The organism is Mesorhizobium sp. WSM4906, assembly GCF_029674625.1.
Classification (GTDB): Bacteria; Pseudomonadota; Alphaproteobacteria; order Rhizobiales; family Rhizobiaceae; genus Mesorhizobium.
This window is the reverse complement of record NZ_CP121355.1, coordinates 3,508,387-3,530,880: the sequence shown is the minus strand read 5'-3', so window position 1 is coordinate 3,530,880 and position 22,494 is coordinate 3,508,387. Positions and strand designations below refer to the sequence as shown.

The following is a 22,494-nucleotide window of genomic DNA, read 5'->3' as shown; positions in this document are numbered from 1 at the left end:
CTCCCTCATCCCGGCTCTTTGGCGAGTGCCGTGCCGATCATCGCGTCGCGGCTGACCAGCCCGGCAAGCTGTTCCTCGCTCCAGCTCTCGGTGCCTTCAGGGCGCATCGGCACCACCAGATAGCGCAGCTCGGCGGTCGAATCCCAGACGCGGATCTTCTTATCCTTGGGCAGCGTCAGCCCGAACTCTTCCAGCACGCCGCGCGGATCGATCACCGCCCGCGAACGGTAAGGCGGCGCCTTGTACCAGACGGGCGGCAGGCCGAGCACCGACCATGGATAGCAGGAGCAGAGCGTGCAGACGACAAGGTTGTGCGTCTCCTCGGTGTTGAAGACGGCCTGCATGTGCTCACCCTGGCGGCCGCTATAGGAGAGCGATTCGATCGCCGCCGTCGCGTCGCGTTTCAGCCATTCGGCATAGGCGGGATCGCTCCAGGCCTTGGCCACCACCCTTGCGCCGTTGCGCGGGCCGATCTTCGTCTCGTAGGTATCGACGATGACGTCGATGGCCGCCGGGTCGATCAAGCCTTTTTCGGTGAGGATCGTCTCGAGCGCGCGCACGCGCGCGGCGAACGGGTCTAGCTCGTTGTCGTGGTCGTGATCATGGGACATGGCACCAGACTAGGATCGCCGACAAGCCGCCGCAAGCACCACGCCTTGGGCCAGAAGCGGTGGCCTACTCTGCAGCCACCTTTTTCGGCTCGGCTTCTTCCTCGGAGTCGAACAGCGAACGCTGCTCGACAGGCTCGACCGCGTGCAGCGCCGGCCGGCTCTTCTTCGACGAGAAGCTGAGCAGCCAGCCGGAGAAGTTTTCGAAATAGACGTAGATCACCGGCGTGACGAACAGCGTGAGCGCCTGCGAGGCGAGCAGGCCGCCGACGACGGCGATGCCGAGCGGCTGGCGCAGCTCAGCGCTGGCGCCGGTGCCGAGCGCGATCGGGAACGTGCCCATCAAGGCGGCCAGCGTCGTCATCATGATCGGCCGGAAACGCATCAAGCATGCCCTGTGGATGGAATCCCTGGCCGACATGCCTTGCCGTCTGAGTTCCAGCGCCACGTCGACCATCATGATGCCGTTCTTCTTGACGATGCCGATCAGCATCAGGATGCCGATCACCGCGATGACCGACAGGTCCATGCCGGCCAAGCGCAGGGCCAGCACCGCGCCAAGCACCGCCGACGGCAGGCCGGTGAGGATGGTGAGCGGATGGATGAAGCTCTCATAGAGCATGCCGAGCACGATATAGATCGTCAGGATCGCGCCGCCGATCAGCAGGCCCTGATTGGCGAGCGAATCCTGGAAGGTCTTTGCCGTGCCGGCGAAGCTGGTCGAGATCGCCTTCGGCATGCCGATCTGCTCTTTCAGCTGATCGATGCGGGTCACTGTATCGCCGAGCGACACGCCCTGCGGCAGGTTGTAGGAGATCGTCACCGCCGGCAGCTGGCCGAGCTGGTTGACAGTCAGCGCGCCTGCCGTGCGATCGACATGGGCGAAGGCGCCGAGCGGCACCAGGCTGCCGCTCGCCGTCCTCACCTGGATGGCCAGCATGCGCTCTGGCGACCACTCGATCTTCGGATCGAGCTCTGTGATCACCTCATAGCTGTCGGCCGAACCGAAAATGGTTGAGACCTGATCGGTGCCGAAACCGCCATAGAGGGCTGAGCGCAGCGTACTGGTGTCGACGCCGAGCTGGGCGGCCTTGTCGCGGTCGACCACCAGCGTCGCCTGCAGGGCGTTGTTCTGCAGATCGCTGGTGACGTCGGTGAATGTCGTGTGGTCCGCCGCCATCGCATCGTTGAGCTTCTGCGCCCAGATATCGGTCTGGCCGGTATCGAGGCCCTGAACCACGAGCTGGTAGGCGCTGGCGGAAGAGCGCGAACCCAGCCGGAGATTCTGAACCGGCTGCATATAGGTCTCGATGCCGGCGACGCCGGCCAGCTGCCGCCGCAAGTCCGACAGCACCTTCTCGATATTGGGCCTCTGGTCCTTGTCCTTCAGCTGCACATAGAGCTGGCCCTGGTTCAGCGCGTTGTTGCCGCTGCCGGCCGACCAGGCCACATGCGCCACGTAAGGCGAATGCGCGAAGACGTTCGCAACCTGGCCCTGCAGCTTCGCCATGGCGTCGAAGGAAATGTCCTGCCGGGCCATCGTCGTCACCGAAATCTGGCCGATATCCTCCTGCGGGAAGAAGCCCTTCGGCGAGGCTTGGATCAGCCAGACCGACGCCGCCGCCGTGCCGATGAAGACGACGAATACGAAGAAGGTGTGCCGCAGGCAGAAGCTGAGCAGCCAGTCGTAGCCGCGCGTGAAGAGGTCACGGCCGTGGCCTTCACCATGCGCCTCGCGGTCGGCTTTGGTCACCGACAGCAGCCGCGAGCACAGCATCGGCGTCAGCGTCAGCGACACGAACATCGACGCCAGGATGGCGACCGTCACCACGACCGCGAATTCATTGAAGATGCGGCCGATGACGCCGCCCATCAGAAGCACGGGGATGAACACCGCCACCAGCGAGATCGAGATCGAGATGATGGTGAAGCCGATCTCGCGCGCTCCCTTCAGCGAAGCGTCGAAGGCCGACAGCCCATCCTCCTCCATGTGACGGAAGATGTTTTCGAGCATGACGATGGCATCGTCCACGACGAGGCCGACGGCGAGCGTGAGACCCATCAGCGAGATGTTGTCGATCGAGAAGCCGAACAGGAACATCGCGCCCAGCGTGGCGATCAGCGAGATCGGCACGGCCACGGCCGGGATGATCGTCGCGGTCAGCCGGCGCAGGAAGACGAATATCACCATCACCACCAGGGCGACGGTCAAAAGCAGTGTGAACTGCACGTCGTCGACAGCCTGGCGGATCGAGGTCGAACGATCGTTGAGCAACTTGATGCTGGCGGCGGCCGGCATCTGGTCCTGGAAGGACGGCAGCATCGCCTTGACCTTGTCGACGACGTCGACGGTGTTGGCGTCGGGCTGGCGCTGCACGGCCATGATGATCGCGCGGGTACCATCGTACCAGCTTGCGGTGGTCGTGGTCTGCACCGAATTGACGACGCGGGTCACCTCGCCCAGCCGCACCGGGTGGCCGTTCTTGGTGGCGATGATCAGGTCGGAGAACCCGGCGGCGTTGTCGAGTTGGGTGTTGGCGGTGATGGTGAGCTGCTGCTTGTTGTTCTGCAGCACGCCGAGCGGTGTGTTGCTGTTGGCCGACGCGATAGCCGCCTGCAGCTGATCGATCGAGATGCCGCGCGCGGCAAGCGCGGTCGGATCGATCTGGATGCGCACCGCATATTTCTGCTGGCCGAAGATCGAGACCTGCGCCACGCCGTCGATGGTCGACAGCGACGGCGAGATGACGTTTTCGGCGAAGGCGTCGAGATCGGTCAGCGGGACCGTGTCGCTGACCAGCGACATCAGCAGGATCGGCGCGTCGGCCGGATTGACCTTGCGATAGCTCGGCGGCGCGGTCATTTCCGGCGGCAGCGATCTTTGCGTGCGCGCGATCGCCGCCTGCACATCCGCGGCCGCCGCGTCGATGTTGCGGTTGAGCACGAACTGAATGGCGATCGAGGTCTGGCCGAGCGAGTTGGTGGTCGAGATCGAATCGATGCCGGCGATCGTGGAGAACTGTTTGATGAGCGGCGTCGCAACGGACGTCGCCATCGTCTCCGGCGAAGCGCCGGGCAGCTGGGCCGAGACGTTGACCACCGGAAATTCGGCGCTCGGCAGCGCCGCGACCGGCAGGAACTTGTAGGCAAAGATACCGCCCAGCACGAGGGCGAACGACATCAGCAGCGTGGCGACGGGTCTGCGTATGCAGAATTCGGAGATCATGGCCGCGACCCGCCCGCCTTGTCAGCACGACTCGGCTCGTCGGCTTCCGCGACCTTGGGAGTGGCTTGATCGGTGCCGTTGCCGGCGGTCTTGCCTTCGTGGACGGCGGCGCCGTCCTTCAGCCTGGTCTGACCTTCGACGACGACTTTCTCACCGCTCTTCAGCCCCTGGCTGATGGCGCTGTTTTCGCCTTCCATCAGCGCCACTTGCACCGGCCGCATCTCGACTGTGTTGTCGGGCTTGACGACATAGACGAAGGAGCCCTTCTGGCTGGGCTGCACCGCGACCGTCGGCACCGAGGTCATCTGCGGCATCGTGCCGGCGTCGAGCACGACGTTCACATACTGGCCTGGCCAAAGCGAAAGGTCGGAGTTCGGTATGCTCGCCCGCGTGGCGATGGTGCCGGAGGCGGTATCGACGCTGGAATCGACGAAATCGAGCGTGCCCTTGCCGATCGGCGTCGGATTGCCGTCCTTGGTCAGCGTCACGTCCCCTTGCTGCGGGTTCGCCAACTCCTTGTGCAACAAGGCAAGGTCGCCTTCCGGCAGCGTGAAATTCACCTGCAGCGGGTCCATCTGCGTGATGGTGACAAGCGGCGTCGTGCTGCTTGAGTTGCCGTTGCTGGTGGTGACCAGATCGCCGACTGCGACATTGACGGCGCCGAGCCTGCCGGCGATCGGCGCTGTGATCGTCGCATAGCTGAGCTGGACCGTATCGAAATCGATCGTCGCCTTGTCGGCGTCTATGGTCGCGGCCGCGGACTTCTGCGCCGCCAGCGCCTGATCGTAGGTCTGCTGCGTGCCGGCCTGCCTGGCGACGAGATCCTTGGCGCGCTGCAGATCGGCCTGGGCGCTCACCAACAGCGCCTGGTCCTTGGCGAGCGTCGCCTGGTCCTTGGCAAGCTGCGCCTTCAGCGCGCGATCATCGAGCGCGAAGAGGAGGTCGCCAGCCTTGACCATTTGCCCGTCCTTCACCGCGATCGATACGATCTGGCTGGAGACACGGGCGTTCACGCTGACCACCGACGGTGAGGAGACGAATCCGATGGCGTAGCGGCGGATCGGAAAATCGGCGGTCGTCGCGGTTGCCGAAACGATCGAAGCCGAACGCGGGCCACCCCCGCCCTTCTGGTTGCCCGATGCCTTGGCCGTCTTGTCTGCGCTGGCCGCGTCGGCCTGCTGGCCCGAGATCAGCTGCCGGACCTTGCCCATCGTGGCGGGCGACAGGTAAAGGCCGGCACCTGCAAGACAGGCCAGCGCAACGACGGTAGTGGCGATTTTTCCGCGCATCGACAATGAGCCCTCTACCCGACACGCCGATCTCGGTGGTCCATTCTAGCTCGTTTCACGGCGCCTTGCCGCGATTTTCGCCGAATAGATAGGACAAGGCTTTGGCGGAAAAGGGCCAAAACGCGGCATTACGAAGATTTAATGTGCACTGCACAATCGCTTTGCAGCCGGCTAATGTGCCGTGGCGGACCCTTTCACCGGCCTGCGAATGTGCTCAGCGCAGCATCGGCCAGAGCGTTGCGGCCAAGAGCAGACCCATGGCGATGTTGAACCATTTCAGCCGCACGGGATCCGACAGGAAGCCGCGCAGCGCAGTGCCGAATCCGGCCCACACGGACACGCTTGGCAGATTGACGATGGTGAAGGCGACCGCGATCAGCGCCACCGAGACGAACGGGTGGTCCGCATCGGTGTAGACGGCCATGGCGGTGATCGCCATCACCCACGCCTTGGGATTGACCCAGTGGAACGCCGCGGCGTCGATGAAGCGCATCGGCCGCGCCTCCGCCCCTTTTCTGTCGCTCATCGAGCGTGACATGGCGATCTTCCAGGCGAGGTAGAGCAGATAGGCGGCGCCCGCGATTTTCAGCGCCGTGTGCAGCGCGGGAACCGCCGTCAGCACCGCGCCGAGCCCGAAACCGACGGCCAGCAGCAGCACCAGAAAGCCGATGCTGATGCCCAGCATGTGCGGAACGGTTCTGACGATGCCGAAATTGACGCCGGAGGCGAGCAGCATGAGGTTGTTCGGTCCCGGCGTGATCGAAGTCACGAAGGCGTAGACCAACAGAGCAAGGAATGCGTTGAGGGACATCATATCCTCCCTGGATATGTCAGTCTTATTGTCCTTTTTTAGCAGACGCGCAAAAGCCACGGATGGGCGACTGCCGGACCAGAGAGGTTGAAGCAGTGCGAGCGGAGAGTTGCCGGCGCGCTCACATGCCCTGCGGGCCGCGGTTCATCGCCGCCACGCCGGTGCGGCAGATTTCGACCAGGCCGAGCGGCTTCATGATGGCGATGAACTGATCGAGCTTCGAGCCCTTGCCGGTGATCTCGAAGATGAAATGCTCGGTGTTGGCGTCGATGACGCTGGCCCGGAAGGCATCCGCCAGCCTCAGCGCCTCGACGCGAGCGTCGCCCGTTCCGGCGACCTTGACCAAGGCAAGCTCGCGCTCCAGCGGCCGCTCCTGGCCGAGCTCGTGCGAGCGAACGGTAAGGTCGACCACGCGATGCACCGGCACGATGCGCTCGAGCTGATGTTTGATCTGCTCAAGCACATGCGGCGTGCCGCGCGTCACGATGGTGATGCGCGACAGATGCTTCTCGTGTTCTGTCTCCGAGACGGTCAGGCTTTCGATGTTGTAGCCGCGCCCCGAGAAAAGGCCGATGACCCGGGCAAGCACGCCCGGTTCGTTGTCGACCAGCACGGAAAGCGTGTGCGTTTCCGGCTTCTCGGTTTCCTTGGCGATGAAATAGGCGGAGCCCGTCGGCTGGAGCTGTGCGTTCATGACGTGAATCTCGACTTCAATCTTTTGGATCTAACACTCTGTTTCCACACGGCCTTCCAGCCGCGACGTTAGCTCGCGGCTACACCAGTTCCCTGCCCTTGGCGTCGATGGCGTTGGCCACCGCTTCGTCGGTCGCCTCGTCGGGCAGGAGCATTTCGTTATGCGCCTTGCCCGACGGGATCATCGGGAAGCAGTTGGCCAAAGTCGCCACGCGGCAGTCGAAGAGCACCGGCTTCTTGACCGAGATCATCTCGCGGATCGCATCGTCCAGCTCGTCCGGCTTGTCGCAGCGGATGCCATGGCCGCCATAGGCTTCCGCCAGCTTGACGAAATCCGGCATCGCCTCGGTGTAGGAATGCGACAGACGGTTGCCGTGCAGCAGCTGCTGCCACTGGCGCACCATGCCCATATACTGGTTGTTGAGGATGAAGATCTTGATCGGTGCCTCGTACTGCACCGCAGAGCTCATCTCCTGCATCGTCATCTGCACCGAAGCGTCGCCGGCGATATCGATGACCAGCGCGTCGGGATGCGCGATCTGCACGCCGAGCGCCGCCGGCAAACCGTAGCCCATCGTGCCCAGCCCGCCCGAGGTCATCCAGCGGTTCGGCTTGTCGAAATGATAGTGCTGTGCCGCCCACATCTGGTGCTGGCCGACCTCGGTGGTGATGTAGGTGTCGAGATCCTTGGTCAGCGCATAGAGCCGCTGGATCGCATATTGCGGCATGATCACGTCGCTGTTCGTCTTGTAGGCGAGCGAGTCCCGCGCGCGCCATTTCGCGATCTGCTCCCACCACGGATAGAGCGCCTTCTTGTCGGCCTTGGCGGTCGCCCGCCACAGCCGCACCAGATCCTCCAGCACCCGTCCGACATCGCCCAGGATCGGCACGTCCGCATGAACGTTCTTGTTGATCGAGGACGGATCGATGTCGATATGGATCTTCTTCGAGTTCGGCGAGAAGGCGTTGAGCCGGCCGGTGATGCGGTCGTCGAAACGCGCGCCGATGCAGACCATCACGTCGCAGTCGTGCATGGCCATGTTGGCCTCGTAGGTGCCGTGCATGCCCAGCATGCCGACCCAGTTCCTGCCGGAAGCCGGATAGGCGCCGAGCCCCATCAGCGTCGAGGTGATCGGGAAGCCGGTGAGGTCGACCAGCTCGCGCAGCAGATGGCTGGCTTCCGGACCGGAATTGATGACGCCGCCGCCACTGTAGATGATCGGCTTCTTGGCAGCGGCCATCAGTTCGACGGCGGCCTTCACCTTCTCAAGGTCACCCTGGACCTTCGGCTGGTAGCTGGTGCGCGGCGCCGTCTGCGGCGGCACGTAGATGCCCTTGGCGAACTGCACGTCCTTCGGAATGTCGACCACGACGGGACCAGGACGCCCGGTGGTCGCCACATGGAAGGCTTCGTGGATGGTTGCGGCGAGATCGTTGACGTCCTTCACCAGCCAATTGTGCTTGGTGCAGGGCCGCGTGATGCCGACCGTGTCGCATTCCTGGAAGGCGTCGGAGCCGATCAGCGAAGTCGGCACCTGGCCGGTGAGACAGACGAGCGGAATGGAATCCATCAGCGCGTCCTGCAGCGGCGTCACCGCATTGGTCGCACCGGGGCCGGACGTCACCAGGAGCACGCCGGCCTTGCCGGTCGAGCGGGCGTAGCCTTCGGCCGCATGGCCGGCCCCCTGCTCGTGCCTGACCAGGATGTGCTCGACCTCGTCCTGCTGGAATATCTCGTCATAGATCGGAAGGACCGCGCCGCCCGGATAGCCGAAGACATGCTTGACGCCGTTGTCCTTCAGCGCCTGCACCACCATTTCGGCACCCGTCATTTCGCGCCGCTCGTTCTGTCCGTTGCTCATCGGTCTGGTCCCGTACTGGTCGCCATCTGGCGATTGCTGGTCGTTTAGTTGGGTTTTGGGCAATAAAAAAGGCCCCCGAGGGAGCCTGTGGGATGCGCATGGGAGGTTTTCGCCCGGCGGTTACACCGCCTTGCCCACGCGCCAGCCTACGAGAATGAGTGCTGTTTTCATGGGCGCGGACAATAAGGGCGAAAACGCGGGCTCGTCAATGGGGGTAGCGCGCGAATTCGCGGCCGGGGAGATCGGCACCGTCGCGCGCTACCATAGTACAGTTGAGCGCGTATCTCCGAGGCACCACTATGCGGCCGCAAGGGACGTTGGCTGCGAGGAGGACGCATGGCTGGCGAACGGGAGCATATTCGCGAGATCGAGCAGGTCCTGTCGGGCGCGCGGTCGGTCCGCGACGACATCGTGGTGCAGTCCTGGCTGCGCTGCGTCGACAAGCACCGGCTCGACCCCGCCCGGCCGACCGAAGCCTATATCGTTCCAGACACCCAGCTGCGCGAGCACCGCGAGCAATCCGAGCGGCTGATTGCGATTGCCCGCAGCGGCCTTGAAACGTTGTTCAAGCAGGTGGCCGGCCAGAACTACGTCCTGCTCTTGGCCGACGCCAAGGGCGTGACCGTCGACTTCCTCGGCGACCCGCTGTTCATGGACCAGCTGCGCAAGGCAGGGCTCTATCTCGGCTCCGAATGGTCGGAGAGCCGCACCGGAACTTGCGGTGTCGGCTCCTGCATCGTCACCGGCGAGGCGATGACCATTCATCAGACCGACCATTTCGACACCACCCACACGCCGCTTTCCTGCACCGCCGCGCCGATCTTCGACACCAAGGGCGAGCTGACCGCCGTGCTCGACATTTCGCTGCTGCGTTCGCCGCAGCCGAAGGTCAGCCAGAACCTCGCTCTGCACCTGGTGACGGCTTCCGCTCGCCGCATCGAGCTCGCCAATCTGATGGCGCAGATGCATTCCGAATGGGTGTTGCGCTTTTCGCGCTCGCCTGAATTCCTCGACGTCGATCCGGAGGCGGCGATCGCGCTCGACGCATCGGGCCGCATCCTCGGCACGACGCGTGGCGCAGCACTGCTTTTGGCGCAGGCCGGCGGCGTCGACTGGAGTCATTCGCCCTCCCCGATCGGCCAGCCGATCTCTCGCTATCTCGACATGGGCATCGACGATCTGCCGAGCCTGACGCGCGGCCGCCCGACCGAGGAGCGGCTTGTGTTCGGCCGAAACGGCGGCGCCCTCTTCGCGCACGCCATCGAACCGCAGCCGCCGGCCGGACGCCGCGTTCCCGTCGAACTGCTGCCGAAGCCGATCGCGGAGCTTTCGGGCGGCGACCCGGCAATGGCGGCTATGCAGCTCAAAGCCGCCAAGCTGGCGCGAACATCAATTCCGACCCTGATCCATGGCGAGACCGGCTCCGGCAAGGAGGTTCTCGCCCGCGCGATCCATGACAGCTCGGAACGCACGGGCCCGTTCGTGGCCATAAATTGCGCGGCCATCCCCGAGCATCTGATCGAGAGCGAACTTTTCGGCCACACAGCGGGCGCCTTCACCGGGGCCGCGGCCAAGGGGCGCAAGGGGCTGATCGAGAGTGCCGACGGCGGCACGCTGTTCCTCGACGAGATCGGCGACATGCCCTACGCGCTGCAATCGCGGCTCTTGAGGGTCATCGCCGAGCGCGAATTGATCCCGGTCGGCGGCATTGAGCCGCGATCCGTGGATATCAAGGTCATCTCGGCCTCGCATCATGACCTGCGCAAGCTGGTCGCCGAGGGCCGTTTCCGCGAGGATCTGTTCTATCGGCTGAACGCCGCTTCGCTGACCTTGCCGGCGCTGCGCGAGCGCACCGATTTCGAATGGCTGTTGGACCGGCTGGTCAGCGAACGCACACGCCTTGCCGGTCGGGCGGCGAAGCTGTCGCCGGCGGCGCGGCTGGCGCTGATCCGTCATGGCTGGCCCGGCAATATACGCGAGCTCGTCAACGCCATCGATCTGGCGGTGGCACTTTGCGACGACGGCACGATCCAGCACGCCGACCTGCCCGACTTCGCGATGCCCCACTTGGCGTCGTCGGCTCCGGTTGGTCCCCTGGTCGCGCTGCGTGTCCCCTCGCCTGACGAAGAGCGCACGGCGCTGCTGGACGTCCTGGCGGCCACGGGCTGGAACATTTCCGAGGCCGCGCGGCGCCTCGGCGTCGATCGCACCACCGTGCATCGCCGCATGAAGCGACTGCGGCTGGAAGCGCCGAACTAGAGCAATTCCAGGAAAAGTGTGAAGCGGTCTTCCGCCCGGAATTTGCGTGAAGACGAAAGAGATAGAGCGGTTCTGCATTTCCGTGAAACGGTGAACCGCTCCAGTGTTGCGATGCCTGTGGCGCGCTGTGGCGCGTGCAGCACCAGCGCAACAGGTGAGATACCCAAGGGGTCATTCTAACTGATTGATCGCATTATAATTTCTCGTTTGGCATTGCGGCTGGCACGTCATTTGCAGTTCATTTCCGGACTCTAGCAAGCGGAGGAGAACACATGCTCGAGAGGACACCCACCACCAAGGCGCAGGCGCTGCTCGATAAATTCGGCAAGGCGCTGGAAGCCGGCGACATCGATACTGCCGTCAATTGCTTCCAGGAAGACTGCTACTGGCGCGATCTCGTCGCGTTCACCTGGAACCTGAAGACGATGGAGGGCCGCGACCAGATCCGCGACATGCTGCAGGCGACGCTCAGCAACACCAGGCCGACCGGCTGGACGGTGGCCGAGGGCGAGGAAGCGACCGAGGACGGCGGCATCACCACCGCCTGGATCACCTTCGAGACCGGCGCCGCGCGCGGCTTTGGTCTCGTGCGCTTCAAAGGCGACCTGATCTGGACGCTGCTGACCACCATCGCCGAGCTGAAAGGCCATGAGGAGAAGGCCGGCTTCACCCGCCCGCTCGGCGCCAAGCACGGCCACGGCAAGGGCCGCAAGACATGGCGAGAGGAGCGCGACGACGAGATCGCCGAACTCGGTCACACCCGGCAGCCCTATGTCGTCATCGTCGGTGGCGGCCAGGGCGGGATTGCTCTTGGCGCCAGGCTGAAGCAGCTCGGCGTTCCGGCCATCATCGTCGAGAAGAACGAGCGTCCGGGCGATTCCTGGCGCAAGCGCTACAAGTCGCTCTGCCTGCACGACCCGGTCTGGTACGATCACCTGCCCTATATCGACTTTCCGAAGAACTGGCCGGTCTTCGCGCCGAAGGACAAGATCGGCGACTGGCTGGAGATGTACACCAAGGTGATGGAGCTGAACTACTGGAACTCCACCACCGCGAAATCCGCGAGATATGACGAGAAGACCAAGGAATGGACCGTTGTCGTCGAACGCGACGGCAAGGAAATCGAGCTGAAGCCGAAGCAGCTGGTGCTGGCGACGGGCATGTCCGGCAAGGCGAATTGGCCGAAATACAAAGGCCAGGACATCTTCAAAGGCGAGCAGCAGCATTCCTCGACGCATCCCGGTCCGGACAAATATGTCGGCAAGAAGGTCGTCGTCATCGGCTCGAACAACTCCGCACACGACATCTGCGCGGCGCTGTGGGAAGCAGGCGCGGACGTGACCATGGTGCAGCGCTCGTCCACGCACATCGTCAAATCCGACACGCTGATGGATATCGGTCTCGGCGCGCTCTACTCGGAGCAGGCGGTCGAGAACGGCATGACGACGCGAAAGGCGGACATGATCTTCGCCTCCCTGCCCTACCGCATCCTGCACGAGTTCCAGATTCCGCTTTACCAGCAGATGAAGGAGCGCGACGCCAAGTTCTACGAGGATCTGGAAAAAGCCGGCTTCATGCTCGACTGGGGCGACGATGGCTCGGGCCTATTCATGAAGTATCTGCGCCGCGGCTCCGGCTACTATATCGATGTCGGCGCCTGCGATCTCGTCATCGACGGCTCGATCAAGCTGAAGAGCGGCCCAGGCGCGGCGGTGCAAGAACTCACGGAAACCGGCGTCAAATTCGTCGACGGCACCGAACTGCCGGCCGACCTCGTGATCTATGCCACCGGCTACGGCTCGATGAACGGATGGGCGGCGGACCTCATCTCGCAGGAAGTGGCGGACAAGGTCGGCAAGGTCTGGGGTCTCGGCTCCAACACCACCAAGGATCCTGGTCCGTGGGAAGGCGAGCAGCGCAACATGTGGAAGCCGACGCAGCAGGAAGCGCTGTGGTTCCATGGTGGCAATCTGCACCAGTCCCGCCACTACTCGCAATATCTGTCGCTGCAGCTGAAAGCCCGGCAGGTCGGCATGCCGACGCCCGTCTATGGGCTGCAGGAGGTCTATCACAAGAGCTAGCGCCCCTTGGTGCAGGAAGGCGTCGGCCTGCGCCGCGCCTTCCTGTCAAACTCAGCTACGGCTCGCGCCATCAGCTACCAGGCCTCTCGCCTTGGCTCAGCGTTCCTCCGACGGCCAATTGCCTTACGAACGCCCTGTCCGTTTCCAGTAGATGAGCGTGCCGGTGAGCCCGCCATGCGGCTTGAGCGCATAGTCCGGAATCTCGCCGGTCAGCGTGAAGCCGAGCTTCTCGTAAAGACCTGCCGCGCCCTCTTCGCTTGCTGTGTCGAGCACCAGCAAGGTGCGTCCCTTCTTCACGGCCAGTTCCTCGGCGGCCCGCATCAGGCGGGTCGCGACACCTCTGCCGCGATGGTCGCGACCGGTCATCAGCTTGGCGATCTCGGCGCGGTGCGGCTGGTTGGGCGGGCAGTCGAGAAGCAGCGTGACGGTGCCGACAAGCGTCCCGCCGTCCCATGCGCCCAGCACCGCTCTTTCTCCGCGCGCCGCCGCATCCAGCGATTTGCGCCAGAACTCATGGGCCGCATCGGTCGACAGCGGATGCATGAAGCTCACCGATCCGCCGGCGGCCACCGTCTCGATCAGCAGGGCGGCCAGCAGCCCCCTGGTTTTTGCGTCATCATCCAACGCCCTGATTTCGAAGGAATTCATGTCGGTGCTCTCCGGGTAGTGTCGGGTCGCGCTCATCCGAAATGACTGGTCCGTCTTCGGCGGCGCGCGCGGCGGATTTCCGCGATGCGCTCGGCGTCGTCCTCGCTGAGGTGCCGTCCGCGCTCCAGGATCTCGAGGGTGTATTCCTCATAGGTCAGGCCCAGCCGCTCGGCCCTTTCCAGCCGCATCAGCATGACGGTCTGGCTCGGCGCCTTCCAGGCCGTGTCGTGAGCGGCGCGCCAGGCCAGGAAGATGTAGGCGTCGCCCTTGCCCCAGGGCGGGCCTTCGTAATCGTCGAGAGGCGGCCCGCCATTGTGCGAGCGCTTCGGCCGGCGTGCCATGCGGTCAGCCCCTGACCAGCGCCACCAGATACTCGGCGCCTTCCGGCCCGGGAGCATGGAACGTGCAATCCGACGGCGCGCCCAGCGCCAGGCAGTCACCCGGCTCGAGTTGGTGCACGACATCGCCTTCGGTGAAGTCCAGGCGGCCGCCGATAAGCCAGATCTGCTGCTTGATGAAGGCATAGGAGGCCGCCGGGAAGTTGACCTTGGCGCCTGCCGGCAGACTGACCCGGATCAGTTCGAGCGGCATTTGCGATGCCGGCGACAGGTGCCGTCTGACATAGCCGGTGGCAGGGTCCTGCCAGACCTGTTGCTCGTCCTTGCGGGACACACCGCCGCCCTGCATTTCGGCTCGGGCGATCAAAGTCGAGAGCGTCATGCCGAGAGCCGAAGCGATGCGCACCAGGAGCGCCGCGGTCGGGCTTGTCATGCCGCGCTCCATGGCGCTCAGCATCGCCTTGGAAACACCCGAGCGCTCGGCCAGTTCGGTCAGCGACCAGCCTCGTAAATCACGCTCGGAGCGTATCCGCCTGCCGATCGTGGATGTGATGTTGTTCGATATATCATCCATTCATCCAATATATCGAAATGCAAGCGTGACGGAAGGGCCTATTCGATCGAATTTTTGCCGCCACCTTAACAGGCCCTACACCATCCGACCTCACGCGCCCTTAACCCCGATTGGGATAGGTTTGACGTTGAGGGGAATGGGACAGGTCACCGATGTTTGTTGAACGCGAAGGCTCCGTCGGGGAGCCGACCTCGCAGGAGCGCCGCAACGCCCAACAGAACGACAAGCGTATTCTGGGCAATGTCGTGCAGTGCGACGGAGCGCGCGCCACCATCAGCGCCTATGCCGAGGATGCCGAGGGCACGGTGACCGGCCTGTGGACCGTCGGCAAGATGATTTCCATCAACCTTGGTTCGACGCGCACCGTCGGCCTCGTCTATGCGATCGGCAAGTCAGACCGCGTCTGGAGCAACGAGGGTCAGAATGCCATCGAAGTCAGCATCGAGCTGATCGGCGAGGTGCGCGACGGCGCCGAGCCTGGCGCCAAGCCGGTCTTCGACCGCGGCATCACCACCTATCCGCATATCGGCGCTATTGCCCACCGTATCCGCAGTCGCGACCTGCAGGCCGTCTACGATCTCGCCGGCCGGCACTCGATCACCATCGGCACGCTGTCCCAGGACGAGGCGATCGATGCCAACATCGCCATCGACGACACGCTGGCGCGCCATTTCGCCGTTGTCGGCACGACCGGCGTCGGCAAATCCACGGCCGTCTCGCTGCTGTTGCGCAAGTCGATCGAGGCGCGGCCGGACCTGCGCGTGCTGATACTCGACCCGCACAACGAGTTTGCCGCCTCGCTTCCGGAATATTGCGTGAAGGTCGATTCCAAGACGCTCGACCTGCCGTTCTGGATGTTCAGGCTGGAGGAATTCGCCGAGGTCCTGTTTCGCGGGCGCGAGACCGTTCCGGAGGAAGTCGACGTCCTGCGCGACCTCATCCCGGCCGCCAAGAACCTCTACCGCAATCCGAGCTCCGGCTCCTATATCAGGCGCGGCAGCGACGCCCTGACGGCGGACACGCCGGTGCCTTACCGCATCGCCGACCTCCTCAAGCAGATCGACGAGCGCATGGGTCTGCTTGAAAGCAAGAACGACCGTCCGACACTGAAGTCATTGAGGACGCGCATCGAATCGGCCGCTGCCGACCCGCGCTACCGCTTCATGTTCAATTCGCGGCTGATCGAGGACACCATCCACGAGACGATCGGCAACATCTTCCGCGTGCCAAACCACGGTCGTCCGGTGACCTGCTTCGAGATGGCGGGCATGCCGTCCGAGGTCGTCAATTCCGTCTGCTCGGTGCTGGCGCGCCTCGCCTTCGATCTTGCGCTCTGGAGCGAGGGGCGGCTGCGGCTGCTTTTGTTGTGCGAAGAGGCGCATCGCTACATGCCGGCCGATCCGCGCCTCGGCTTCGCGCCGACCAGGCACGCTCTGTCGCGCATCGCCAAGGAAGGTCGCAAATATGGCTGCTACCTGGGCGTCGTGACCCAGCGCCCAGGCGAGCTCGATCCGACGATCCTGTCGCAATGCTCGACCTTCTTCGCCATGCGGCTCGCCAACGAGCAGGACCAGGCGATCATCCGGTCGGCGATCGCCGATTCCTCTGCCTCGACGCTCGCCTTCCTGTCTTCGATGGGTCAGCGCGAGGCGATCGCCTTCGGCGAAGGCGTGGCGACGACAATGCGGCTCAAATTCGAAAAACTGTCGCGGGAATTCATTCCGGGAACGGCGAAGCGCGAGCAGACCCTGCCGGCGGAAGCCGGCGACGACGTCGACCTCGCCGGGATCGTCGAGCGGCTGCGCAACGTACCGAAACCGCAGCAGGCCATGGCCTTCGCCGAGGCGGTGGACTCGGGCCGCCAGGCCGGTGATCCAGATTATCGAAAGCCCGCCGCGCCGCGCGTCCAGCCGGACGACGATTTCGACCTGCGCTACGGCCTGAAGCCCTCGACCTTCGGCATGCGCCAGCAGAACGATTGAACTTGCGTCCTCCCGTCAACTGACACGACTTACCAAGGCTCTGCTTCGTCGACTGGGATTGGCAAATTCCGTCAGGAAATTCGTCAGGCTGAGTCGACTGATGTCGCTTTCGAGAACCGGCCTACGCCGGCCATAGCCTTACCTGCAGCACCACTCATGAGTGCTTCGGCCGGCGAAGGCCGGAAGCGCAGAAAGCGGCTTCAGGCGGCCGGCATCACGAATTTAGTGACGGAATTTCAGGCGCAGACGCGATTGCGGCCCTGCTTCTTCGCCTCGTAGAGCTGGCGGTCCGCGCGGCGGTAGAAGTCCTCCGCGCTCTCCCTGCGATCCCAGACGGCAAGACCGACGCTGGTGGTGACCTTCAGCCGCACATTGCCCGACAGGATCGACAGGTTGGCGATCGCCTTGCGGATGCGCTCGGCGAATCGGGCGAGCAGCTCCGCATCCATGTTGGGCGTGACCACGGCAAACTCCTCGCCGCCAAGCCGCGCCACCACGTCGTGATAGCGCGTCATGCCTCGCACGCATTGCGCGACGGCCCTCAGCACCTCATCGCCGACATCGTGACCATGCGTGTCGTTGACCTGCTTGAAATGATCGAGGTCGAGGATCATCAAGCCCACTGGCTTATCGATGCGGCCGAACTCGTCGAGATATTCCCGCAGCGCGTCGTCGAAATAGCGGCGGTTCTGCATGCCGGTCAGGCCGTCGGTGAGCGCCGCCTGCTCGAGCGTCTGTGAGCGGGCGCTCAGCGAAACCGTCATGGCGCGCAGCTTGCCCTCTTCCCGCACCTGGCCGCGGATCAGCGGATAGATGAAAAAGGTCCCGAAGAACAAGGCGGCGGCGAGCAGCGCGCCGGTCACGAACAGCAGTTTGTTGAGATAGATGATCCTATGGAGACGCGATGCGGTGTCGAGATCGGTCGCAATGTCCTGCAACTGGCCATAGCCGTGGAAAGTCACCAGGCCGGCGGCCAGGATCACGAAAATAAAGACGAAAAAAGCGGATTCCGCCTTGTGAAAACGCATAACTCCCCGCGGCACTACGAGCCATCGAAGTTATGGCACGCTCGGCCTTACGGACGGTTAACCTGGACAACCGTGGCGGAGGCTGTGCCGCGATTCCAAGCCTCTGATTGAAATCGCTATCTATCGGTCCGGAATCGCCGATTCCTCGCCCGGCCGGAGCCTTTGCCACTCTGGTCCGAGCTGGTGTCTGAACCAGGTCGTCTGACGCTTGGCATATTGGCGCGTCGCAATCTTGGCGCGCTCTATCGCCTCGGGGAAGCTCATTTGCCCGGCTAGAGCGGCCTGCAACTCTCGAACTCCGATCGCCTTCATCGCCGGCAGGTTCGGAGCAAGGTCGAGCGCCATCAGCTGCCTGACCTCGTCCAGCGCGCGTTTGTCGAGCATCTGGTCGAATCGCGCCTCGATGCGCGCGACGAGCTCGCCGCGATCCGGCTCGATCACCAGGAAGCGTGCACTGTCGCGGTCGATGAGCGGCTGGCCGCGCGCCGCTTGCCAGTCAAGGATCGACCGTCCCGACGTGTCGAGCACCTCCAGCGCCCGCACGATGCGCTGGCCGTCGGTCGGCCTGAGCTGCATGGCGACGGCCGAGTCCTCACGCATCAGGATGCGGTGCAGCCTTTCTGCCCCTTGTTCCTTGAGCTCGTAGCGCCAGCGCTCGCGCACCGATGGCGGAATGTCGGGCATCTCGGAGATGCCTTCGGCCAAGGCGCGGAAATAGAGCCCGGTGCCGCCGACGAAGGCCGCAGGCCGCCCCGATAAAACGCCTTGCTCGATCAGCCGGGTGACGTCGCGCAGCCAGGCGCCGGTGGAGTAGGCTGTCGAAGGATGCACATGGCCGTAGAGGAAATGCGGCACACGCGCCATTTCGGCCGCGCTTGGACGCGCCGTCAGCACATCGAGCACCGAATAGCCCTGCATGGAATCGGTGTTGACGATGACACCGCCCAGCCGTTCGGCAAGATCGAGCGCCAACGCCGACTTGCCGCTGGCGGTCGGTCCCGCTATCAGGATCGCGTTCTTCACGCGGCCCTTGCCCGCCTGCCTGCCGGAATTTTCGATGCCGCTGATCGCCACGCTTGTATCCCGTCCCGAAGACCGCGCAGTGTCGGCCTCGCTTGCGAATATGGCCTCGCGGACGGCCGGCGCAAGCGCCCTTCACTGGCTGGCCGAAGATGTCGCCTGCGATCTGGTTTTGCCGGAGACGCCCGACGTCGGGGAACTGACGGCCAATCTGCGCGCCGCGTTGGCCTCCGATCCGGTCGACATCGTAGTCCAGCCGGCCGAAGGCAGGAAGAAGAAGATCCTGCTCGCCGACATGGATTCGACCATGATCGACCAGGAATGCATCGACGAATTGGCTGACGAGATCGGCGTCAAGGAGCATGTCGCCGCGATCACGGCGCGCTCGATGAATGGCGAGATCGCTTTCGAGCCGGCCTTGCGTGAGCGCGTCGCCTTGCTGAAGGGACTCGACACGGCGGTGGTCGACCGCATCATCGCCAACCGCCTGACGCTGGCCGCCGGCGGCCCGGCGCTGGTGCGCACGATGCGCGCCAACGGCGCCTGGACGGCGCTGGTTTCCGGCGGCTTCGACGTCTTCACCAGCCGCATCGCCACGCTGCTCGGCTTCCAGGAGAACCGCGCCAACCGGCTTGTCGAGGAAGACGGCAGGTTCACCGGCACGGTGACCGAGCCGATCCTCGGCCGCGCCGCCAAGGCCGAAGCGCTGCTCGACATTGCGGCCAGGCTTGGCCTGTCGACCGAGGATGCCGTTGCCGTCGGCGACGGCGCCAACGATCTCGACATGATCCGACTGGCCGGCACCGGCGTCGCCCTCCACGCCAAGCCGGCGGTGGCGGAGCAGGCAAGAATCCGCATCGATCATGGCGACCTGACCGCGCTGCTCTATCTCCAGGGCTACAGGAGCGAGGAGTTCGTGCAGTGAAGCCGATCCGCACCGAACGCCTCACCCTGCGCAACTGGGAAGAGCACGACCGCGCGCTTTTCCATCGCATCAACTCCGACGAGCGCGTGATGGAGTTCTTTTCGTTTCGTCGCGACCGCGCCGCGGCGGACGCCAAGATGGACGAATTCCGCGGCTGGATCGAGGAGGATGGCTACGGCTTCGCCGCCGCCGAGATCGCGGCCACCGGCGAATGCATCGGCTTCGTCGGTCTCCTGGATACGGATGATGTGCCATCGCTGCCGGCTGGCACGATCGAGATCGGCTGGCGGCTGGCCCCGGAATTCTGGGGCAAGGGCTATGTCACCGAGGCGGCCGAAGCCTGGCTCGCCTTCGGCTTCGAAACGCTGAGGCTGGAGGAGATCGTCTCCTTCGCCGTCGCGGAAAACCACCGCTCCATCGCCGTCATGAAACGGCTCGGCATGCGCGCCGATCCAAGCGCCGACTTCGACCATCCCTCCGTGCCGGACAGCCATCTTCATCTGAAGCGACATGTCCTCTACAGGCTGCCGCGCGAAGATTGGCGAGCGCGACAGCGCTGATCAGTGCTTTTCAGAAGATCGCTCGTCGCCAGCCTGTGGCGGACCGGCTGCGACCCGATCAAGAATTCTTGCAAAATCCTCACCGGATGCGTCACCAGCCCGTTGGCGCAGGAAATCAGCTGCGGTTTCCATGGCCCCAACTTTTTGTGCCACCGCCGAGGCAATCCACTGATTGAGCGAAACTCCATCCGCCTTTGCCAGCCGCGCCGCTGCTTCCTTGACCGAGAGTGGCAGCTTCAATGGATAAGTTGCCTTGCTCATGTTCGAAATCCTTCCAACAGCTCAGCCGGGCTGACGACCGGCACGTCGAAGCGACTGGACGCGACGGCAAAATCTCGGCGATTGTGCGTGACCAACGCGTCTGCCCTGCCATTGACGGCGGCCTCGAGTACCATTTCGTCCTTCGGATCAGCTAGTTGCGGACGCCAGAGGAAGTGCGGCTCTACAGGCTCCGCCAACGCAGCAAAACCAGCCAGCAGACGATCCAACTCCATTGCGGACAGCCCATGGACAGTGGTCTGCTCAGGCCGCGTCAGCACTGCTTCATACTCAAGAAACAGCGCTGTTGTCACCAGGGGACGAAGTTGCCTGTCGGCGATCATCCTCAGGACTGCGAACGAAGCACCATTCCTGCTTCGCAAGCCTGCCGTCAGAACGTTTGTATCCAGCACTATTCGCTTCACAAGCCTAAATAGTACATCCCATGGGATGTTTCAATGAGCCTGTGGGTCGCTGGACTCAATCCATCCGGATCGTCACGAAGCGCAGCTCGCCGGTTTTCGAGGCCAGCATCAGCAGAGCGTTCTTGCGACCCTGCTCCTTCAGCGCGCCGATCCGGTCCATGACGTCCTTCGGCGTTCCCACCGATTCCTGCGCGATCTCAGTGATCACCTCGCCGGGCTGGATGCCACGCTCGGCGGCGGCCGAATCCTTGGCAACGTCGGTGATCACCACGCCCGACACGTCGGCCGCGATGCCGAATTTCTGCCGCGTCTGATCGTTGAGCTCGCCGACGGTCATGCCGAGCACCGCAGCCGTGGACACCGGAGCCGCCTTGTCGCCCTTGTCCTGGTCGGTTTTGCCGTTCTCACCGCTGGCCAGCTTCTCGCCGTCCTCGAGCCGGCCAAGCGTAACCTTCACCGTCTGCTCAACGCCCTTGCGCACGATGACGACGTCGACCGCTTTGCCGACCGGGCTTTCGGCGACGACGCGCGGCAGGTCGCGCATCTCGTGGATGTCCTTGCCATCGAATTTGATGATGACGTCGCCGGCCTGAACCGAACCGTTGTCGACCGGTCCGCCCTTGATGACGCCGGCCACCAGCGCGCCCTTGGCGGTCGCCATGCCGAGGCTTTCGGCGATGTCGTCGGTCACCGGCTGGATGCGCACGCCAAGCCAGCCGCGCCGCGTCTCGCCATACTGGCGAAGCTGGTCGACGACGCCCGCCGCAAGCTGCGAGGGAATGGAGAAGCCGATGCCGATCGAGCCGCCGGACGGCGAGATGATCGCCGTGTTGATGCCGATGACCTCGCCCTCGGCATTGAACAGAGGACCGCCGGAATTGCCGCGATTGATGGCGGCGTCCGTCTGGATGAAGTCGTCATAGGGGCCGGAATTGATGTCGCGGTTGCGCGCCGAGACGATGCCGACAGTGACGGTTCCGCCGAGGCCGAACGGATTGCCGATCGCCATCACCCAGTCGCCGACACGCATCTTGGTGGAATCGCCGAATTTCACGGCCGTCAATTTGTGGCCCTTCGGATCGACCTTCAGCACCGCGACATCGGTTTTGGTGTCAGTGCCGACCAGTGTCGCCTTCAGCGTCACACCGTCGGAGAAATTCACCTCGATGTCGTCGGCATCGGCGATGACATGATTGTTGGTCACCACGATGCCCTGCTCGGCGTCGACGACGAAGCCGGAGCCCAGCGACTGCACCTTCTGCCCACCGCCGCCCTTGTCGCCGCCGCGGTTCTTGAAGAAGTCGTCGAAAAAGTCCTGGAAGGGCGAGCCTTCGGGAAGCTGCGGCATCGGCACCGCGCCTGGCCCTTCAGTGCCTTTCACGGTTTGCGAGGTCGAGATGTTGACCACCGCGCCGAGCAGACGCTCGGCGAGATCCGCGACCGAGGGAGGTCCGTCGGAAGCGATCGTTGGCGTGACGAAAGACGGGACGGCAATCATGCCGACGACGAATGCGGTGGCGCCGGCGAAAAGCGTGCGCCGTGCCGCGCGCAACAGGGTGTCGGATATCATCGTGGCCTCCCGGTGTTTCTAGAAAGGGAAAAGGCTTCCGCTAAAGGCGCCCGTCCAATTTCATGTTGGCAAGAAATAAGGCACGTTTGCGGCTATAGCTATCGGCGAAGGATAAATCGTCAATCGCTTCGGCACCAAGGAATTTCATCAGCCGCGGACCAGCCAAACGATGCCGACGCCGATTGCGATTGCGACCAATCCGCCGATTCGCAACACATTTTCCGGCATCGACAGCACTTCCGTAGCCAGTTTCCGGGCCAAAGCCGGAAACCCGCCATAGACCAGGCCTTCGATGACCAGAACCAGGCCGATTGCCGCCAGGAAATCCTGCACCGCC

At 63.9% G+C, this 22,494-nt stretch carries 20 protein-coding genes; 5 read left to right on the top strand and 15 right to left on the bottom strand.

The window, feature by feature from the left end:
- Window positions 1–5 precede the first annotated feature (5 nt).
- The 6 genes from nthA to QAZ22_RS16745 form a co-directional block, all read right to left on the bottom strand.
- Window positions 6–611, bottom strand: a complete 606-nt coding sequence (gene nthA / locus QAZ22_RS16770) for a nitrile hydratase subunit alpha (protein WP_278201863.1) — start codon at window positions 609–611, stop codon at window positions 6–8.
- A gap of 64 nt (window positions 612–675) precedes the next feature.
- Window positions 676–3,834, bottom strand: coding sequence for an efflux RND transporter permease subunit (locus QAZ22_RS16765; protein ID WP_278201862.1), 3,159 nt, complete (start codon window positions 3,832–3,834; stop codon window positions 676–678).
- Complete coding sequence (locus QAZ22_RS16760; protein ID WP_278201861.1) at window positions 3,831–5,123, bottom strand: efflux RND transporter periplasmic adaptor subunit; 1,293 nt, start codon at window positions 5,121–5,123, stop codon at window positions 3,831–3,833. Before QAZ22_RS16760 ends, QAZ22_RS16765 begins: the two co-directional genes overlap by 4 nt.
- Window positions 5,124–5,337: 214 nt before the next feature.
- Window positions 5,338–5,934 carry a LysE family translocator gene (locus tag QAZ22_RS16755; RefSeq protein ID WP_278201860.1) on the bottom strand — a complete coding sequence of 199 codons (597 nt, stop codon included), beginning with the start codon at window positions 5,932–5,934 and terminating at the stop codon, window positions 5,338–5,340.
- A gap of 121 nt (window positions 5,935–6,055) precedes the next feature.
- Entirely contained in the window at window positions 6,056–6,628 is a 573-nt protein-coding gene (ilvN, locus tag QAZ22_RS16750) for an acetolactate synthase small subunit (RefSeq protein WP_059185300.1), read from the bottom strand.
- 79 nt (window positions 6,629–6,707) lie between these two features.
- Window positions 6,708–8,459: an acetolactate synthase 3 large subunit gene (locus QAZ22_RS16745; protein ID WP_278207867.1), complete on the bottom strand. Its 1,752-nt coding sequence runs from the start codon at window positions 8,457–8,459 to the stop codon at window positions 6,708–6,710.
- A gap of 366 nt (window positions 8,460–8,825) precedes the next feature.
- On the opposite strand from QAZ22_RS16745, the gene QAZ22_RS16740 reads away from it, so the two are divergent.
- Window positions 8,826–10,748, top strand: a complete 1,923-nt coding sequence (locus QAZ22_RS16740) for a sigma-54-dependent Fis family transcriptional regulator (RefSeq protein WP_278201858.1) — start codon at window positions 8,826–8,828, stop codon at window positions 10,746–10,748.
- A 272-nt stretch (window positions 10,749–11,020) separates the two neighbouring features.
- A complete protein-coding gene (locus QAZ22_RS16735; protein ID WP_278201857.1) occupies window positions 11,021–12,829 on the top strand; it encodes an NAD(P)/FAD-dependent oxidoreductase in 1,809 nt (602 codons plus the stop codon).
- 123 nt (window positions 12,830–12,952) lie between these two features.
- Here the strand turns inward: QAZ22_RS16735 and QAZ22_RS16730 are convergent, their stop codons facing one another.
- Genes QAZ22_RS16730 through QAZ22_RS16720 form a run of 3 tightly spaced genes read right to left on the bottom strand, consistent with a single transcriptional unit; the run spans window position 12,953 to window position 14,389 of the window.
- Window positions 12,953–13,477, bottom strand: a complete 525-nt coding sequence (locus tag QAZ22_RS16730) for a GNAT family N-acetyltransferase (protein WP_278201856.1) — start codon at window positions 13,475–13,477, stop codon at window positions 12,953–12,955.
- A 32-nt stretch (window positions 13,478–13,509) separates the two neighbouring features.
- Window positions 13,510–13,818, bottom strand: coding sequence for a hypothetical protein (locus QAZ22_RS16725; protein ID WP_278201855.1), 309 nt, complete (start codon window positions 13,816–13,818; stop codon window positions 13,510–13,512).
- Between the two features lie 4 nt (window positions 13,819–13,822).
- The gene (locus QAZ22_RS16720; RefSeq protein WP_278201854.1) at window positions 13,823–14,389 is read right to left on the bottom strand and encodes an XRE family transcriptional regulator; all 567 of its coding nucleotides are present in this window, start codon (window positions 14,387–14,389) and stop codon (window positions 13,823–13,825) included.
- 152 nt (window positions 14,390–14,541) lie between these two features.
- On the opposite strand from QAZ22_RS16720, the gene QAZ22_RS16715 reads away from it, so the two are divergent.
- The gene (locus tag QAZ22_RS16715; RefSeq protein ID WP_278201853.1) at window positions 14,542–16,371 is read left to right on the top strand and encodes an ATP-binding protein; all 1,830 of its coding nucleotides are present in this window, start codon (window positions 14,542–14,544) and stop codon (window positions 16,369–16,371) included.
- A gap of 236 nt (window positions 16,372–16,607) precedes the next feature.
- Here QAZ22_RS16715 and QAZ22_RS16710 read toward each other — a convergent pair whose 3' ends face one another.
- Entirely contained in the window at window positions 16,608–17,399 is a 792-nt protein-coding gene (locus tag QAZ22_RS16710; RefSeq protein ID WP_278201852.1) for a GGDEF domain-containing protein, read from the bottom strand.
- A gap of 120 nt (window positions 17,400–17,519) precedes the next feature.
- On the bottom strand, window positions 17,520–18,467 hold the full coding sequence (gene miaA, locus QAZ22_RS16705) for a tRNA (adenosine(37)-N6)-dimethylallyltransferase MiaA (protein ID WP_278207866.1): 948 nt from the start codon (window positions 18,465–18,467) through the stop codon (window positions 17,520–17,522).
- Between miaA and serB the strand changes: the two genes are divergently transcribed.
- Together serB and QAZ22_RS16695 are read left to right on the top strand one after the other, a co-directional pair.
- Window positions 18,457–19,344, top strand: a complete 888-nt coding sequence (gene serB / locus QAZ22_RS16700; RefSeq protein ID WP_278201851.1) for a phosphoserine phosphatase SerB — start codon at window positions 18,457–18,459, stop codon at window positions 19,342–19,344. The two genes, miaA and serB, sit on opposite strands and share 11 nt — an antisense overlap.
- Window positions 19,341–19,904: a GNAT family N-acetyltransferase gene (locus QAZ22_RS16695; RefSeq protein ID WP_278201850.1), complete on the top strand. Its 564-nt coding sequence runs from the start codon at window positions 19,341–19,343 to the stop codon at window positions 19,902–19,904. Before serB ends, QAZ22_RS16695 begins: the two co-directional genes overlap by 4 nt.
- Here QAZ22_RS16695 and QAZ22_RS16690 read toward each other — a convergent pair whose 3' ends face one another.
- The 4 genes from QAZ22_RS16690 to QAZ22_RS16675 form a co-directional block, all read right to left on the bottom strand.
- On the bottom strand, window positions 19,905–20,165 hold the full coding sequence (locus tag QAZ22_RS16690; RefSeq protein ID WP_278201849.1) for a pilus assembly protein HicB: 261 nt from the start codon (window positions 20,163–20,165) through the stop codon (window positions 19,905–19,907).
- Window positions 20,162–20,575, bottom strand: coding sequence for a putative toxin-antitoxin system toxin component, PIN family (locus QAZ22_RS16685; protein WP_278201848.1), 414 nt, complete (start codon window positions 20,573–20,575; stop codon window positions 20,162–20,164). The genes QAZ22_RS16690 and QAZ22_RS16685 overlap by 4 nt, the downstream gene beginning before the upstream one ends.
- Window positions 20,576–20,642: 67 nt before the next feature.
- Window positions 20,643–22,157, bottom strand: a complete 1,515-nt coding sequence (locus QAZ22_RS16680) for a DegQ family serine endoprotease (RefSeq protein ID WP_278201847.1) — start codon at window positions 22,155–22,157, stop codon at window positions 20,643–20,645.
- Window positions 22,158–22,304: 147 nt separating this feature from the next.
- Complete coding sequence (locus QAZ22_RS16675) at window positions 22,305–22,490, bottom strand: DUF2065 domain-containing protein (protein ID WP_278201846.1); 186 nt, start codon at window positions 22,488–22,490, stop codon at window positions 22,305–22,307.
- Window positions 22,491–22,494 lie beyond the last annotated feature (4 nt).

Coding starts and splice junctions, on each gene's coding strand:
- QAZ22_RS16740 (WP_278201858.1), top strand. CDS start 8,826: ATGGCTGGCGAACGGGAGCATATTCGCGAGATCGAGCAGGTCCTGTCG.
- QAZ22_RS16745 (WP_278207867.1), bottom strand. CDS start 8,459: ATGACGGGTGCCGAAATGGTGGTGCAGGCGCTGAAGGACAACGGCGTC.
- QAZ22_RS16730 (WP_278201856.1), bottom strand. CDS start 13,477: ATGAATTCCTTCGAAATCAGGGCGTTGGATGATGACGCAAAAACCAGG.
- serB (WP_278201851.1), top strand. CDS start 18,457: ATGCCGCTGATCGCCACGCTTGTATCCCGTCCCGAAGACCGCGCAGTG.
- QAZ22_RS16725 (WP_278201855.1), bottom strand. CDS start 13,818: ATGGCACGCCGGCCGAAGCGCTCGCACAATGGCGGGCCGCCTCTCGAC.
- QAZ22_RS16755 (WP_278201860.1), bottom strand. CDS start 5,934: ATGTCCCTCAACGCATTCCTTGCTCTGTTGGTCTACGCCTTCGTGACT.
- nthA (WP_278201863.1), bottom strand. CDS start 611: ATGTCCCATGATCACGACCACGACAACGAGCTAGACCCGTTCGCCGCG.
- ilvN (WP_059185300.1), bottom strand. CDS start 6,628: ATGAACGCACAGCTCCAGCCGACGGGCTCCGCCTATTTCATCGCCAAG.
- QAZ22_RS16690 (WP_278201849.1), bottom strand. CDS start 20,165: ATGAGCAAGGCAACTTATCCATTGAAGCTGCCACTCTCGGTCAAGGAA.
- QAZ22_RS16760 (WP_278201861.1), bottom strand. CDS start 5,123: ATGCGCGGAAAAATCGCCACTACCGTCGTTGCGCTGGCCTGTCTTGCA.
- QAZ22_RS16715 (WP_278201853.1), top strand. CDS start 14,542: ATGTTTGTTGAACGCGAAGGCTCCGTCGGGGAGCCGACCTCGCAGGAG.
- QAZ22_RS16680 (WP_278201847.1), bottom strand. CDS start 22,157: ATGATATCCGACACCCTGTTGCGCGCGGCACGGCGCACGCTTTTCGCC.
- QAZ22_RS16765 (WP_278201862.1), bottom strand. CDS start 3,834: ATGATCTCCGAATTCTGCATACGCAGACCCGTCGCCACGCTGCTGATG.
- QAZ22_RS16720 (WP_278201854.1), bottom strand. CDS start 14,389: ATGGATGATATATCGAACAACATCACATCCACGATCGGCAGGCGGATA.
- QAZ22_RS16710 (WP_278201852.1), bottom strand. CDS start 17,399: ATGCGTTTTCACAAGGCGGAATCCGCTTTTTTCGTCTTTATTTTCGTG.
- QAZ22_RS16735 (WP_278201857.1), top strand. CDS start 11,021: ATGCTCGAGAGGACACCCACCACCAAGGCGCAGGCGCTGCTCGATAAA.